This is a genomic window from Escherichia sp. E4930, from assembly GCF_005845405.1.
Lineage (GTDB): Bacteria > Pseudomonadota > Gammaproteobacteria > Enterobacterales > Enterobacteriaceae > Escherichia.
On the sequence record NZ_VCDZ01000007.1, the window covers coordinates 294,661 to 310,389 of the forward strand.

Genomic DNA, 15,729 nt, shown 5'->3' on the forward strand with positions numbered 1-15,729 from the left:
TAAGGATTTACTGAGGCTAGCGAAGCCATCATAACGAGCAAAAAGTGCGGTCGTCAAAGGAGAATCGTGAGGAAATGCTGCATTGCTGACATTTACGCCAGCAATGCAACGCAAAAGAACTTTCTAGAACAGACGATAACCGTACCCCCAAAGTATGACGGTAAGGGCGAGCAGGACTTCCAGTACCAGCACACCAATCGCCAGTGTCGAACTGGAGAAGCTAAGACCTTCCTCTTTGTTAATATTCAGGAAGCTTGGAATACCGAGATAAAGCAGATACCCCGTGTAAAACAGCGCCACCGTGCCGACCAGAGCACACAGCCAGACCAGCGGGTAAAGCGCTACCAGACCGCTTAGAAACAGCGGCGTCGCGACGTATCCCGCGAAGACCATACAGTGCGCAAGCGACGGGCGCTGTGGGTAATTGCGCGCCATCCACCAGATGACCCGCCCCATCACCGCGATCCCAGCCAGCATCACGCCATAAAACAAGACAGCCAACGCCAGTCCGGTAAACCAGGATAACTTCAGGATAGTGCCATCGCCAAAATTCCAGCCAATTTGCGTGGTGCCAATGAAGGCGCAAATCACCGGAATCGCCGCCATCAGCAAAACGTGGTGGGTGTAGTGATGAGAAATCGTTTCGTTTTCACGATTAATCACCTGCATTTCACGATCGGGATGGGAAAACAGTCCCCAGACATGGCTCATACCGCCCCCTTGTTGTGAGTTCATGAACCTGACAGTTCAAGTATAAGTCAGCTTGTGATTATTTTTTATTCAACCACAAAATTAGTGCACTACCCTGAGGGGCTTTTTCTGCGTGAATAATTTACTGGGTGTATGCTTACAGGTAACCAAAGGGAGACAGACTGGCCTATGGATATTAATACACTTATTTCACAATATGGTTATGCCGCGCTGGTACTTGGCAGTCTGGCTGAAGGTGAAACCGTCACCTTGCTCGGTGGTGTTGCCGCGCATCAGGGGCTGCTGAAATTCCCGCTAGTGGTACTTTCCGTAGCACTTGGCGGCATGATTGGCGACCAGGCGCTTTATCTGTGCGGGCGGCGGTTTGGCGGCAAGCTGTTACGCCGTTTATCAAAACATCAGGATAAAATTGAACGGGCGCAGAAGCTGATCCAACGTCATCCGTATCTGTTTGTTATTGGTACACGTTTTATGTATGGCTTTCGGGTGATTGGTCCGACGCTGATTGGCGCTAGTCAGCTACCGCCGAAAATATTTCTACCGCTGAATATTCTCGGCGCATTTGCCTGGGCGCTGATTTTTACCACCATTGGCTACGCAGGTGGCCAGGTAATTGCGCCGTGGTTGCACGAACTTGACCAACATTTGAAGCACTGGGTTTGGTTGATTCTGGTTGTGGCTCTGGTGGTTGGTGTTCGCTGGTGGCTGAAACGGCGCGGGAAGAAAAAGCCGGATAATCAGGCGTAAAGCAGTTATCTCATGATGCGGCCTGTAGGTCGGATAAGGCGTCCGCGCCGCATCCGACATTCGGTGCACCATGCCTGATGCGACGCTTGCGCGTCTTATCAGGCCTACAAAATATTACCTATTGAAATAGCCACTCACCTCATTGCACTACTCCGGCTTAAACTGCGGATTTGCCAGCATAAAACCGCCATCGACAATCAGCGACTGCCCGGTGGTGTAATTGGCGCCTTCGGAACATAGCCAGGCCACCAGGCTGGCAATCTCTTGCGTTGCGCCGAAACGTCGCAGGGGGATCGAAGGCTCTGCATCAGGCTTCACATCGCCGTCATCCATGCCGTTCATCGGCGTGGCAATCGCGCCAGGCGCGACCGCATTCACCAGAATCTTGTGCCGCACTAACTCCAGCGCCATTGCTTTAGTTAACCCGCCGAGCGCATGTTTAGCGGCTGTGTAGGCGCTGGCATCCGGCAGCGGCGTATGTTCATGTACCGACGTAATGTTGATGATGCGACCGCCCTGCCCTTGTTTCACCATCTGGCGGGCAGCAATTTGAGAGCATAAAAATGCACCATCGACATCAACGGTAAAAATCTTTCGCCACTCATCAAAAGCCATATCAAGAAACGGCGCTTTGGCCATCGTGCCCGCATTATTCACCAGCACATCAATGCGCCCCAGCCGTTGAATAAGTTTCTCCAGCGCCAGTGCTCCTTCTGGCAGTTTACCGAGATCCAGCTGCACGATCTCCGCACGTACACCGTGGCTAACCACCTCACGGGCGGTATCTTTTGCCCCTGCTTCATCAGAGTGCCAGGTAATGCCAATATCAAACCCCTGCTGCGCCAGTAATAACGCGCACTCTTTACCTATCCCTGAATCAGAAGCGGTAATAATCGCGACCTGCGCCATTGAGTTCTCCACCTAACGCTGACTAAACGTTAAGTATAGAAGGCGCATATCCTCAGCGTTTGTAGCCCCCGCCCAGCGCACTGGTGAGTTGAATGGAGGCATCCAGCCATTGCCCTTGCAAAAGCAGGCCGTTGGCTCGTTCGCGAAGCGCCGGAATTCTGGCTTCACTGACGCGGGAACCCGCGATGATGCCCGCGTTAAATCGCGCCTGTGCCAGCCCCACCACACGCATGGCATCGCGCTCAATTTGCGCCTGATGCTGGTTTTTCTCTGCCAGTGTCTGCACCTGACTCGCCGCCCGCGCCACATCATTCACCGCCTCGACCACTGCTTTGTTGTAGTTGGCAATCGACAAGTTGCTTTCGGCTTTCGCAATATCAAGATTGGCATTAAGTCTGCCGCTGTCGAATATCGGCAATGTCAGCCCCGCCGTGACGCCCATCTGTTGGGCGGAGCTACGAAAAAGATCGCTTAAATGCAAAGCATCCTGTTGCAGGAAGGCCATCAGATTGATGTCGGGATAAAATGCCGCTTTTGCTGCGTCGATGGTACTTAACGACGACTCGACATACCAATGCGCCGCCTGCAAATCTACCCGCCGGGCCAGCAAGGAATATCCCAGTTCATCAGGAAGCTGGCTTGCCACTTTCGGCAACGTGACCGGATGCAGCTTCAATGCGCTTTTCTGATGGTTGGTGAGCGCACTTAATCGCGCCTCGATAATTTTCATTTTACCCGCGACATCGTTGAGCTGTTGCTGGGTTTTACTGGCATTAATATCGGTTTCCACACCTTCAACCGAAGAGGTAATTCCACGCTGATAGAGCTGGCGATCGGTCGCAATAATGGTGTTCTGCTCTTTTTCGATTTGCAGCAATACAGTGTTCAAAGCTGCCTGGGTTTGCCACTCCCAGTACAGGCGTGCCACGCTGCCAGCCAGCAATTGTCGGGTCTGCTCACGCTCAGCCGCCCGTGCTTTAACATTCCCCAGGCGAGCAGTAACTTCCGCCCGATTCTTTCCCCAAATATCAAGATGCCAGCCCGCCGTTAAACCAAAAGTACCGTTGGTATACCACGGCCCCGTAGTTCCTGCGGCAGGATCGTTCAGGGCAAACGGCCCCATTAACCCTTCAGCCGACATTTTTTGCCGTTCCATATCCGCAGAAAAATCTACCTGCGGGCCATCCTGGGTCGCTACTGCTTTCGCCTGCGCTTCAGCCAGTTGAATGCGCTGTTCAGCCACCTGCATATCCGGCGCGTTCTGTATTGCATTATTAATTAAGGAAGTGAGTTGATTATCGTGGTATTCCAGCCACCACTGACTGTCTGGCCAACCGTTTTTCAATGCCGCAGGTAACGCCGTGTCCACTTGCGTGGCAGGCGTTTGCAGTTTTAACGCCTGGCGAGTTTCGTGCACAGGCGCACACCCAGCCAACAAAATTAAAAGCGGAAAACAGACGCTTGCTGCATTAAATGAATCACGATTCATGGGGAATAATCAGGTAAGAAACGGTGCGCGGAGATTACCGTGTGTGGCGATATATTTTTTAGTTTCGCGTGGCAATACATCAGCGGAAATAAAACGACATATCCAGAAAAATATACAGTAAGTGAATGATATCCTCTGACTTATCTTAATTGCTTATGAATGACGGCAAAGAGTTTCATTTTTTCCTATACTTATTCAGCATTCACAAATAAAGGAACGCCAATGAAAATTATACTCTGGGCAGTATTGATTATTTTCCTGATTGGGCTACTGGTGGTGACTGGCGTATTTAAGATGATATTTTAAAAATCAGATATGGCATATAAGTTGTCAGGCTAGTAATTAGATGTTTTGTGTACTTGATTTGCAAACAGCTCCGGTGTTGGTGGCGTCAAAATCGCTGAAGCGTTCCCCGAAGGCCGGGGCAGCCCACATGGATGTGGGCTGAGGGCGCGTCTTACAAGGACGTTACCTCGCGCCCGACCCGGTAGCCGAAGGGGATAAGCTGAAGGTACCGCGCAGCGGCGATTTTGTTCGCCAGAGCCCGGGGGTGCAGGGGGAGGAGGCGATTGTCCCCCCCCTGCGCGCTCCTTGCACCAGTAGCAATATGTGGCTTAGCACATGAAAGGAGCGCAACAAGATGATAAAGCTGAATAAGCGATTCATTGTCTCTGATAAGCTGCGATTCCACTATTATCGCAGCTTATCGATATCAATTGCCTGAATAGCCCTTGCAATATCAGGGGAATTATTCAACACCCGCACATGCTGAAATAATTCCGTTGCTTCATCATATTCTTTACGTAAATAACTCAACCACTGCTTAATCCGCGCGACGTGATATAAGCCGGTATCTCCCTGTTTCTCCAGACGGGTATACTTTTGCAGCAATGCAACGACCTCCGGCCACGGCATTCGCGGTTCGTTATATTTCACCACCCGACTCAGGTTGGGAATATTGAGCGCCCCGCGCCCAATCATCACCGCGTCGCAGCCGCTGATAGCCATGCATTGTTGCGCACTCTGCCAGTCCCAGATTTCACCATTGGCAATTACCGGAATATTCAGCCGCTGGCGAATCTCGCCAATCGCCCGCCAGTCGATATGCTCCGCGCGGTACCCCTGCTCTTTTGTCCGCCCATGCACCACCAGCTCCGTAGCGCCAGCCTGTTGAACAGCATCGGCAATTTCAAATTTTTTCTCGCCACTGTCCCAGCCCAAACGCACTTTCACGCTGACGGGCAAATGCGCCGGTACGGCTTCGCGCATCGCTTTCGCTCCCTGGTAGATGAGTTCGGGATCTTTCAGTAACGTTGCCCCACCGCCGCTGCCGTTAACCGTTTTCGACGGGCAGCCGCAGTTAAGATCCACGCCCCAGGAACCTAATTCCACCGCACGGGCGGCGTTCTCTGCCAGCCATTGCGGAAACTGCCCCAGCAACTGTACGCGCACCAGCGTACCTGAAGGAGTACGGCTGGCGTTTTGTAGCTCAGGACAAATGCGATGAAAAACTTTTACCGGCAGCAGTTGATCCACCACGCGAACAAACTCAGTGATGCACAGATCGTAGTCGTTATCTTCGGTCAGCAATTCGCGCACCAGAGAGTCAAGTACCCCCTCCATTGGCGCCAGTAACACACGCATATCATCACCCGCAAAAAAATGAGGCGCTATGTTAGCGCCTCCGGTCAGCGGATTAAAGGTCTGCCGAGTGAGATTGCGGCAAAGCTGCAATCCCTCTCTATGCTTGATCTATGGCAAACACACTTTCTGTTGCGAAAAAGCAGATTTGCCTGAGTTCGCTGCTCACATCGTCATACCCAGGCGCGAAAAATAGCGATGAATTCTTAATGTGATCTGTAGCACATTTTATGAATTAATTGTATGATGAATCCATCTCATCTGGGGTGTTGATTATGAGTAAGACACTGAACATTATCTGGCAATATTTACGCGCTTTCGTCCTGATTTATGCCTGCCTGTATGCAGGCATTTTCATTGCATCCCTGCTACCGGTAACCATTCCGGGCAGCATTATCGGGATGCTGATCCTGTTTGTCCTGCTGGCCTTGCAAATTCTTCCGGCGAAGTGGGTCAATCCGGGGTGTTACGTTTTAATTCGCTATATGGCGCTATTGTTTGTGCCGATTGGCGTAGGCGTAATGCAATATTTTGATTTACTACGCGCGCAGTTTGGCCCGGTAGTGGTTTCCTGTGCAGTCAGTACGCTGGTGGTTTTTCTGGTGGTGAGCTGGAGTTCTCAACTGGTGCACGGTGAACGTAAGGTCGTAGGTCAGAAAGGATCAGAAGAATGATGGCAAATATCTGGTGGTCATTACCGCTGACGTTGATTGTCTTTTTTGCCGCCCGCAAGCTGGCGGCGCGGTATAAGTTTCCCTTGCTTAACCCGTTGCTGGTGGCAATGGTGGTGATCATTCCTTTTTTAATGCTGACCGGCATCTCTTACGACAGCTACTTTAAAGGTAGCGAAGTGCTAAACGATCTGCTGCAACCGGCGGTCGTCGCACTGGCCTATCCTTTATATGAACAGTTGCATCAAATCCGCGCCCGCTGGAAATCAATCATCACCATCTGTTTTATCGGCAGCGTGGTAGCGATGGTGACAGGGACTTGCGTGGCATTGTTGATGGGGGCTTCACCGGAAATTGCTGCGTCGATATTACCGAAATCAGTCACCACGCCAATTGCGATGGCTGTCGGCGGCAGTATTGGCGGTATTCCGGCAATCAGTGCAGTTTGTGTCATTTTCGTCGGGATCCTCGGCGCGGTCTTTGGTCATACGTTACTTAATGCGATGCGTATTCGTACCAAAGCGGCGCGCGGTCTGGCGATGGGGACAGCTTCCCACGCCCTCGGTACGGCGCGCTGTGCTGAGCTGGATTATCAGGAAGGCGCATTTAGTTCGCTGGCGCTGGTGTTATGCGGGATTATAACTTCGCTGATCGCGCCGTTCCTTTTCCCAATTATTCTGGCAGTAATGGGCTAAAATTTGCGATGCGTCGCGCATTTTTGATGTACGTTTCACGCGTTGCATAATTAATGAGATTCAGATCACATATAAAGCCATAGCAGGTTCGTAAACTGTTATCCCATTACATGATTATGAGGCAACGCCATGCATCCACGTTTTCAAACTGCTTTTGCCCAACTTGCGGATAACTTGCAATCTGCGCTGGAACCTATTCTGGCAGACAAGTACTTCCCCGCTTTGTTGACCGGGGAGCAAGTCTCTTCGCTTAAGAGCGCAACCGGGCTGGACGAAGACGCGCTGGCTTTCGCACTGCTACCGCTGGCTGCGGCCTGCGCGCGTACGCCATTGTCGAATTTTAACGTTGGCGCTATTGCACGCGGCGTGAGTGGTACATGGTATTTCGGTGCCAATATGGAATTTATTGGTGCAACAATGCAGCAAACTGTTCATGCTGAACAAAGTGCTATCAGCCACGCCTGGTTAAGCGGTGAGAAAGCTCTCGCGGCCATCACCGTTAACTACACGCCTTGTGGTCACTGCCGTCAGTTTATGAATGAACTGAACAGCGGTCTGGATCTGCGTATTCATCTGCCGGGTCGCGAGGCGCACGCACTGCGTGACTATCTGCCGGATGCCTTTGGACCAAAAGATCTGGAGATAAAAACGCTGCTGATGGACGAGCAGGATCACGGCTTTGCGTTAACTGGTGATGCGCTTTCTCAGGCGGCGATTGCCGCGGCAAACCGTTCGCACATGCCTTACAGTAAGTCACCAAGCGGTGTAGCGCTGGAATGCAAAGACGGTCGTATTTTCAGCGGCAGCTACGCTGAAAACGCCGCATTCAACCCGACTCTGCCGCCATTGCAGGGTGCGTTAATTCTGTTGAATCTCAAGGGTTATGATTACCCGGATATCCAGCGCGCGGTTCTGGCAGAAAAAGCCGATGCGCCGTTGATTCAATGGGATGCAACCTCAGCAACGCTGAAAGCTCTCGGCTGTCACAGTATCGACCGCGTTCTTCTCGCTTAAGCCTGGTGCCGGATGCGGCGGGAACGCCTTGTCCGGCCTACAGTCTGGCACGCTGATAAGCGTTGCATCAGGCTTGCCAGCGCTCTCCTGATGTCGAAAATCCCGGCAAACAGTTTACCGTTTCTTGCGCAAAAGCAGCGGGTAAAGTAGCCTGATAAAAATTTCCCGAGATCGAGTCTTCTGCATGTTAAAGCGTCTGTTCTACAGCCTGTTAGTCATGATCGGCTTGCTGCTGTTGACTGTGCTCGGCCTCGATCGCTGGATGAGTTGGAAAACCGCGCCTTATATCTACGACGAGTTGCAGGATCTCCCCTACCGTCAGGTCGGCGTGGTGCTTGGCACAGCAAAGTATTATCGCACCGGAGTCATTAATCAGTATTACCGCTACCGTATTCAGGGGGCGATTAATGCCTATAACAGCGGTAAAGTGAACTATCTATTACTTAGCGGCGATAACGCGTTGCAAAGTTATAACGAACCGATGACCATGCGCAAAGATTTAATAGCCGCTGGCGTCGACCCCTCTGATATTGTTCTCGATTACGCGGGCTTCCGAACACTGGATTCCATCGTACGTACGCGCAAAGTGTTCGATACTAACGATTTTATTATTATCACCCAGCGTTTTCACTGTGAGCGGGCATTATTTATCGCTTTACATATGGGTATTCAGGCCCAGTGTTATGCCGTACCATCGCCAAAAGATATGTGGTCTGTCCGTATTCGCGAATTTGCCGCCCGTTTCGGCGCGCTGGCTGACCTTTATATTTTTAAACGTGAGCCGCGTTTTTTAGGTCCATTGGTCCCTATTCCGGCAATGCATCAAGTGCCGGAAGATGCGCAGGGCTATCCCGCCGTCACGCCCGAGCAGTTACTTGAATTACAAAAGAAACAAGGAAAGTAGTTATGGATGTACAGCAGTTTTTTGTCGTTGCCGTTTTTTTCCTAATCCCTGTATTTTGTTTTCGCGAAGCGTGGAAAGGCTGGCGTGCTGGCGCGATTGATAAACGGGTTAAAAATTCGCCGGAACCGGTGTATGTCTGGCGCGAAAAAAATCCGGGGCTCTTCTTTGCTTATATGGCGGCGTATTGTGGTTTCGGAATTTTATCTATTGGCATGATTATTTATCTTATTTTCTATCGTTAATATTCCCCTCTCCAGTTAATTATTGAGAATAATTATTACTTCACCTGATAAGCTGCGGATATCACATTCTTAACCGCAGCTATTTGTGAATCCTTTCACAGTTTAAATTTCCCCGCACGCTTAGCCTTAATATCAGTACATTATTATTTACTAAACGCTCGCCTTAATTACCTATAGCATTAAGGAAGATCACATGCCGCAACAAAATTATCTGGATGAACTCACTCCGGCTTTTACGCCTTTACTGGCGATTAAAGAAGCCTCTCGCTGTTTATTATGTCACGACGCGCCCTGTAGTCAGGCTTGCCCGGCGCAAACCGATCCGGGAAAATTTATTCGCTCAATTTATTTTCGTAATTTTAAAGGTGCTGCCGAGACGATTCGCGAAAATAATGCCTTAGGTGCCGTTTGCGCCAGAGTATGCCCGACGGAAAAATTATGCCAGCGAGGTTGTACCCGTGCCGGTGTCGACGACCCGATTGATATTGGCCGCTTACAGCGTTTTGTTACTGATTTCGAACAGCAAACCGGAATGGAGATTTATCAGCCCGGCAGTAAAACGCTCGGCAAAGTGGCGATTATTGGTGCAGGCCCTGCCGGGCTACAAGCGAGTGTGACACTGACCAACCGGGGATACGACGTCACGATTTATGAAAAAGAAGCACAGCCAGGTGGTTGGCTGCGTAATGGCATTCCGCAATTTCGTTTGCCGCATTCAGTGCTGGATGCAGAAATCGCCCGTATCGAAAAAATGGGGGTGACCATAAAGTGTAATTGCGAGATTGGTAAAACACTCACGCTGGAACAATTGAAAGCGGAAAACCGAGCGGTACTGGTCGCCGTGGGGTTATCGAGCGGTTCTGGTCTGCCGCTGTTTGAACATAGCGATGTTGAGATTGCCGTCGACTTCTTGCAACGTGCACGACAGGCGCAGGGCGATATCAGCATCCCACAGAGCGCATTAATTATTGGCGGCGGCGATGTCGCGATGGACGTTGCCAGCACGCTGAAAGTTCTTGGTTGCCAGGCGGTGACCTGCGTTGCGCGTGAAGAGTTAGATGAGTTTCCGGCAAGCAAGAAAGAGTTCACCAGCGCTCAGAAATTGGGGGTATCGATTATCGATGGCTTTACGCCAGTGGCTGTAGACGGCAATAAAGTGACGTTTAAACATGTTCGTTTACCGGGCGAAATGACGATGGCTGCGGACAAAATTATTCTCGCTGTAGGTCAACATGCCGAACTTGCCACGTTTGCGGCGCTGGCTCCGCAGCGCAACACCATCGAAACGCAAAATTACCAGACCCGTGACCCGCAACTGTTTGCCGCTGGCGATATTGTTGAGGGCGACAAAACCGTGGTTTATGCAGTGAAAACCGGGAAAGAAGCCGCCGAGGCGATCCATCACTATTTAGAGGGAGCTTGCTCATGTTAACGAAAGATCTTTCTATTACCTTTTGCGGCGTGAAGTTTCCCAACCCGTTCTGCCTCTCTTCTTCACCGGTTGGCAATTGCTACGAGATGTGCGCCAAAGCCTACGACACCGGCTGGGGTGGCGTGGTGTTCAAAACGATCGGCTTTTTTATCGCTAATGAAGTCTCACCGCGTTTTGATCATCTGGTGAAAGAAGATACCGGTTTTATCGGCTTCAAAAATATGGAGCAGATTGCTGAACATCCGTTGGAAGAGAATCTGGCTGCCCTGCGTCGGCTGAAAGAAGATTACCCGGACAAAGTATTGATCGCTTCGATCATGGGGGAAAATGAGCAGCAATGGGAAGATCTGGCGCGTCTGGTGCAAGAAGCTGGCGCCGATATGATCGAGTGTAACTTCTCCTGTCCGCAAATGACTTCTCATGCGATGGGTAGCGATGTCGGGCAAAGCCCGGAGCTGGTAGAAAAATATTGTCGGGCAGTGAAACGTGGTTCCACGCTGCCAATGCTGGCGAAGATGACGCCGAATATCGGTGATATGTGCGAAGTGGCGCTGGCGGCAAAACGCGGTGGCGCAGATGGTATTGCGGCAATTAACACCGTTAAATCAATCACCAATATCGATCTTAATCAGAAAATCGGTATGCCAATCGTTAACGGCAAATCGAGCATTTCCGGTTGTTCCGGTAAAGCGGTGAAACCGATCGCCCTGCGCTTTATTCAGCAAATGCGCACGCATCCAGAGCTGCGCGATTTCCCGATCAGCGGTATCGGCGGTATTGAAACCTGGGAAGATGCGGCGGAGTTTTTATTGCTCGGCGCGGCAACCTTGCAGGTGACCACCGGCATTATGCAGTACGGGTATCGGATAGTGGAAGATATGGCAAGCGGGTTGTCGCATTATCTTGCCGATCAGGGATTTGATTCGTTGCAGGAGATGGTAGGTCTGGCGAATCATAATATTGTTCCGGCAGAAGATTTAGACCGCAGCTATATCGTCTATCCCCATATCAATCTCGATAAATGTGTTGGCTGTGGGCGCTGTTACATTTCCTGTTACGACGGCGGTCACCAGGCGATGGAATGGAACGAGAAAACGCGCACGCCGCATTGTAATACCGAAAAATGCGTTGGTTGTTTGCTTTGCGGTCATGTTTGCCCGGTGGGTTGTATCGATCTCGGGGAAGTGAAGTTTAAGAAAGGAGAGAAAGAACACCCGGTAACGTTGTAAAACCAGCGTTGCATCCGGCATTTGGCTCCGATTGCCGGATGCGGCGTGAACGCCTTATCCGGCCTACAAAACCATATAGATCAGTATGTTGTGCTCATTGTAGGCCAGATAAAATGCGCCAGCATTTCATCCGGCATTTGGCTCCTGTCGCCGGATGCGGCGTGAACGCCTTATCCGGCCTACAAAACCATATAAATCAGTATATTGTGCTCATTGTAGGCCGGATAAAACGCGCCAGCGTTGCATCCGGCAATACCCACAATCACATCACTTCTTACGTGCGTATTTCAGTGAATCCAGCGCCACGGCGAAGATAATAATCGCCCCTTTGATGATGTACTGCCAGTACGGGTTTACGCCGATGTACGTCAGGCCGTAGTTAATGACCGTAAAGATAATTACCCCGGTCACCACGCCAATCACCGTCCCCACACCGCCGCTGAACGATACGCCGCCCACCACGCACGCCGCGATAGCATCCAGCTCATACATGAAGCCGAGGTTGTTGGTGGCAGAGCCGATACGTCCGGCTTCTAACATCCCGCCGAAGGCATAGAACACGCCAGACAACGCGTAGATCATCAGCAGGTTCAGGCCGACGTTAACACCAGAAACTTTCGCCGCTTCCGGGTTACCGCCAATGGCAAAAATGTTCTTACCAAAACGGGTTTTGTTCCACAGCACCCAGACGAACGCCACGGCAATCAGGGCGTAGAAGGTGATATAAGAGAGACGGAAACTCCCCAGTGCAATAAATCCCTGGGCAAAGGTGGAGAAGCCGCTATCAAAACCAGAAATCGGCGACGCCCCCACAAAGTCGTAATAGAGCGAGTTGATGCCGTAGACGATAATCATCGTGCCGAGAGTGGTAATAAATGGCGTTACGTTGAGATAGGCGATAATCAGCCCGTTGATCAAACCGATAACCGCGCCAATAGCACAGACAATCAGAATAACCAGCGCAATCGGCATCGTCGCCATTTCCGGGAACACTTTGTTGGCGTTTTCCATGGACTGCAATAACGTCGCCGCTACCACTGCCGCCAGCCCCACCTGACGACCAGCGGAAAGGTCAGTCCCCTGGGTGACAATTAACCCTGCCACGCCGAGCGCGATAATAATACGCACCGATGACTGGGTGAGAATATTACTTAAATTCAACAGACTTAAAAATGTTGGGTCCTGGAAAATAATAATCGCCAGCAAAACTAAAAGAACGACGTAAATACCGCCCTCTTTCAGGTAAGTAAGAAAACTTTTCTTATTTAACGCACTCATGGGAAGCCCCTAATCTTAAAGGTGCAAAGACGCAAGACGCAGAATTTCGTTTTGCGTTGTTGTTTTTGTATCGACAATTCCGGAAACGAGGCCATTGCTCATAACCAGAATACGGTCTGTTATCCCTAACAACTCTGGCATTTCAGATGAGATAATAATAATCCCCTTGCCTTTCTTCGCCAGTTCGGCAATTAACTGATAAATTTCAAACTTCGCTCCAACATCAATACCGCGCGTCGGTTCGTCGAGCATTAATATTTCTGGTTGCGTTAACAGCCAGCGACCAATAATCACCTTTTGCTGATTACCACCTGAGAGCGAACCAATTTGCGTACGATGCCCTGGCGTTTTTACCCGCATCGAATCAATCACCCACTGGGTATCGCTTTTCATCCGCGAGTTATCCAACAAGCCCACTTTATTTTTGTAGTTGCGAATATTGGAAATTAATGAGTTAAAGCCAATATCCAGATAGGCATAAATTCCCGTTGAACGGCGTTCTTCAGTTACCAACGCAAATCCGTGGTTAATGGCTTCGTTGGCATTATGGTTATTGATCTTTTTGCCATGCAACGTAATGGTGCCAGCAGATTTCTCGCGAATGCCAAATAACGTCTCAACAATATCGGTACGTTTCGCCCCCACCAGCCCGGCAATACCGAGGATCTCCCCTTTATGCAGGTCAAACGAGACATCGCGAATCGATGGCTGGCGTAGTGACGTCAGGTTACGCACTTCGAGGATCACTTCGCCCGGCTTGTTTTCTTTATCCGGGAAACGCTGGTTAAGAGAACGACCAACCATCATGGCGATGATCTTGTCCATCGTCAGCCCTTCCAACGGTTCGGTAGCGATCCACTGACCGTCGCGCAATACGGTGACTTCATCACATAACTGGAAAATCTCTTCCATTTTATGCGAGATATAGACAATACCGCAGCCGCGTTCTTTTAATTTACGAATAATAGTAAACAGATGATTGACCTCTTTTTCGGTTAACGAAGAAGTCGGTTCATCCATAATCACAATTTTCGCGTTATAGGAAAACGCTTTAGCAATTTCGATCATCTGCATTTGCGAAACAGATAATGTACCGACGCGCGCACGCGGATCGATATCAATATCCAGTTCATCAAAAATCGCTTTAGTTTCGCGGTACATTTTGTCCTGATCAACAAACATGCCTTTGGTGGGATATCGCCCCAGCCACATGTTGTCCATCACCGAACGTTGTAATACCAGGTTTAACTCCTGGTGTACCATCGAAATACCATTTTCCAGTGCTTCTTTGGCAGAATGAAAATCGATCTCTTTACCCTGGAATAAAATGGTGCCGGAATCTTTTTGATAAATACCAAACAGGCATTTTAATAATGTTGATTTTCCCGCACCGTTTTCCCCCATTAACGCATGTATAGAGTGTGGTCGGACTTTTAAATTAACGTTATCAAGTGCCTTAACACCAGGAAAAGACTTGTTGATACCGCTCATTTCCAACAAGTATTCACCTGATGACGGAGTCGTTGAGCTGACCATATAATTTTACCTTGTTGGTCATACAATAAGGGCGCAATAAACTATTGCGCCCGTTCAGTCTTATTTCTTGCTGAATTCAGCCAGGTTATCTTTGTCTACGCCAACATAAGGTACGCGAACCACTTTGTTGTCGATTTTCCAGTTGGTGCCGTCAGCAGCGCCCTTGCCATCGGCCAGGTTTTTCGCCAGATCAAAGGTCGCTTTCGCCTGGTTGTTGGCATCATTCAGTACGGTCCCCGCCAGCGCACCGGATTTCACCAGCGCCAGAGCTTCTGGCAGCGCATCGACGCCAAACACCGGAATGCTGGACTTGTTGTGTGCTTTCAGCGCTTCAACCGCACCCATTGCCATCGCATCGTTGTTAGCAATAACCACTTCGATTTTGTTGGCGTTCGGGCCAGACAGCCAGGCGTCCATCTTATCTTTCGCCTGAGCAGTGTCCCACATAGCGGTATCTAACTGTAACTGTTCAGTTTTGATGCCTTTATCGTTCAGCTCTTTAATCACGTAAGTGGTGCGTGCTTCTGCATCCGGATGGCCCGGCTCGCCTTTCAGCAGTACGAACTGAATCTGACCGTCTTTGTTCAGATCCCAACCCTGATTCGCCGCCCAGTGTTTAGCAATCAGATCGCCCTGGATAATGCCGGACTCTTTGGAGTCAGTACCAACGTAGTAGGCTTTGTCGTAGCTATCCAGTGCCTTACGGGAAGGTTCTTTGTTGAAGAAAACCACCGGCACGTTTTGCCCGCGCGCTTTCTCAATCACCGTACCCGCAGCTGCCGGGTCAACCAGGTTGATTGCCAGCGCCTTCACCCCTTTTGCCAACAGCACGTCAATCTGATCGTTCTGCTTGGACTGGTCATTCTGTGAATCATTCATCAGCAACTGGACGTCTGGTGCTGCTTTCGCATCCTGTTCGATAGCCTTACGCACAACAGACATAAAATTATCGTCATATTTATAAATCGTCACACCAATACGGGTATCAGCAGCGTGTGCAGCGGCGCCGAATAACATGCTGGCCATCACAGCAGACAGGGTTAACACCTTCTTATTCATGGTATCTCCGGTTTTTCTTATGCAGGGTAGTGCTTGAGATAAATGCTCGGCGGGCCAGTATGGTTAATGAAGTGTTACTGAACGCCGAAGCTCATTTTTAAAAATCCGTTCGTCCATGCCCGGTAACGCTCCATAAAACGGCTCTAATTGTTGTTATGACGCCATAACTTCG

16 protein-coding genes are annotated in these 15,729 nt (G+C 50.2%); 9 read left to right on the forward strand and 7 right to left on the reverse strand.

The features are described 5' to 3' along the window. Positions 1-123: 123 nt before the first annotated feature. Positions 124-711: a Yip1 family protein gene (locus FFT88_RS11670; RefSeq protein WP_135404877.1), complete on the reverse strand. Its 588-nt coding sequence runs from the start codon at positions 709-711 to the stop codon at positions 124-126. Positions 712-879: 168 nt separating this feature from the next. Here FFT88_RS11670 and FFT88_RS11675 point away from each other — a divergent pair, with 168 nt between their 5' ends. After that, entirely contained in the window at positions 880-1,458 is a 579-nt protein-coding gene (locus FFT88_RS11675; protein ID WP_130217150.1) for a DedA family protein, read from the forward strand. Between the two features lie 147 nt (positions 1,459-1,605). Here FFT88_RS11675 and FFT88_RS11680 read toward each other — a convergent pair whose 3' ends face one another. Both FFT88_RS11680 and mdtQ read right to left on the reverse strand, forming a co-directional pair. Then, positions 1,606-2,367, reverse strand: coding sequence for an SDR family oxidoreductase (locus tag FFT88_RS11680; protein WP_135404874.1), 762 nt, complete (start codon positions 2,365-2,367; stop codon positions 1,606-1,608). 52 nt (positions 2,368-2,419) lie between these two features. After that, positions 2,420-3,856 (reverse strand): multidrug resistance outer membrane protein MdtQ, encoded by a 1,437-nt coding sequence (mdtQ, locus tag FFT88_RS11685; protein WP_135404872.1) that lies wholly within the window; start codon positions 3,854-3,856, stop codon positions 2,420-2,422. Between the two features lie 222 nt (positions 3,857-4,078). Between mdtQ and yohP the strand changes: the two genes are divergently transcribed. Next, complete coding sequence (yohP, locus tag FFT88_RS25605; protein WP_000691708.1) at positions 4,079-4,162, forward strand: small membrane protein YohP; 84 nt, start codon at positions 4,079-4,081, stop codon at positions 4,160-4,162. Positions 4,163-4,549: 387 nt separating this feature from the next. Here yohP and dusC read toward each other — a convergent pair whose 3' ends face one another. Continuing rightward, entirely contained in the window at positions 4,550-5,500 is a 951-nt protein-coding gene (gene dusC, locus FFT88_RS11695; RefSeq protein WP_135404869.1) for a tRNA dihydrouridine(16) synthase DusC, read from the reverse strand. 272 nt (positions 5,501-5,772) lie between these two features. Here dusC and FFT88_RS11700 point away from each other — a divergent pair, with 272 nt between their 5' ends. From FFT88_RS11700 to preA, 7 genes are all read left to right on the forward strand, one after another. Further along, complete coding sequence (locus FFT88_RS11700) at positions 5,773-6,171, forward strand: CidA/LrgA family protein (protein ID WP_001295452.1); 399 nt, start codon at positions 5,773-5,775, stop codon at positions 6,169-6,171. Continuing rightward, positions 6,168-6,863 carry a CidB/LrgB family autolysis modulator gene (locus tag FFT88_RS11705; RefSeq protein ID WP_130207051.1) on the forward strand — a complete coding sequence of 232 codons (696 nt, stop codon included), beginning with the start codon at positions 6,168-6,170 and terminating at the stop codon, positions 6,861-6,863. Before FFT88_RS11700 ends, FFT88_RS11705 begins: the two co-directional genes overlap by 4 nt. Before the next feature lie 129 nt (positions 6,864-6,992). Continuing rightward, positions 6,993-7,877, forward strand: coding sequence for a cytidine deaminase (cdd, locus tag FFT88_RS11710; protein ID WP_130221870.1), 885 nt, complete (start codon positions 6,993-6,995; stop codon positions 7,875-7,877). Positions 7,878-8,061: 184 nt separating this feature from the next. After that, complete coding sequence (sanA, locus tag FFT88_RS11715; RefSeq protein WP_130207054.1) at positions 8,062-8,781, forward strand: outer membrane permeability protein SanA; 720 nt, start codon at positions 8,062-8,064, stop codon at positions 8,779-8,781. A 2-nt stretch (positions 8,782-8,783) separates the two neighbouring features. Continuing rightward, positions 8,784-9,023 (forward strand): DUF2542 family protein, encoded by a 240-nt coding sequence (locus FFT88_RS11720; RefSeq protein ID WP_135404867.1) that lies wholly within the window; start codon positions 8,784-8,786, stop codon positions 9,021-9,023. A 193-nt stretch (positions 9,024-9,216) separates the two neighbouring features. After that, a complete protein-coding gene (gene preT, locus FFT88_RS11725) occupies positions 9,217-10,455 on the forward strand; it encodes an NAD-dependent dihydropyrimidine dehydrogenase subunit PreT (RefSeq protein ID WP_135404865.1) in 1,239 nt (412 codons plus the stop codon). Beyond that, entirely contained in the window at positions 10,449-11,684 is a 1,236-nt protein-coding gene (gene preA / locus FFT88_RS11730) for an NAD-dependent dihydropyrimidine dehydrogenase subunit PreA (protein ID WP_135404863.1), read from the forward strand. The genes preT and preA overlap by 7 nt, the downstream gene beginning before the upstream one ends. A 267-nt stretch (positions 11,685-11,951) precedes the next feature. Here preA and mglC read toward each other — a convergent pair whose 3' ends face one another. From mglC to mglB, 3 genes are read right to left on the reverse strand one after another with little or no spacing between them, the layout of a single operon-like run. Further along, entirely contained in the window at positions 11,952-12,962 is a 1,011-nt protein-coding gene (gene mglC, locus FFT88_RS11735) for a galactose/methyl galactoside ABC transporter permease MglC (RefSeq protein WP_001275121.1), read from the reverse strand. 15 nt (positions 12,963-12,977) lie between these two features. After that, positions 12,978-14,498 (reverse strand): galactose/methyl galactoside ABC transporter ATP-binding protein MglA, encoded by a 1,521-nt coding sequence (gene mglA / locus FFT88_RS11740; RefSeq protein ID WP_130221873.1) that lies wholly within the window; start codon positions 14,496-14,498, stop codon positions 12,978-12,980. Between the two features lie 60 nt (positions 14,499-14,558). Further along, positions 14,559-15,557: a galactose/glucose ABC transporter substrate-binding protein MglB gene (gene mglB, locus FFT88_RS11745; RefSeq protein ID WP_001036964.1), complete on the reverse strand. Its 999-nt coding sequence runs from the start codon at positions 15,555-15,557 to the stop codon at positions 14,559-14,561. Positions 15,558-15,729: the final 172 nt, after the last annotated feature.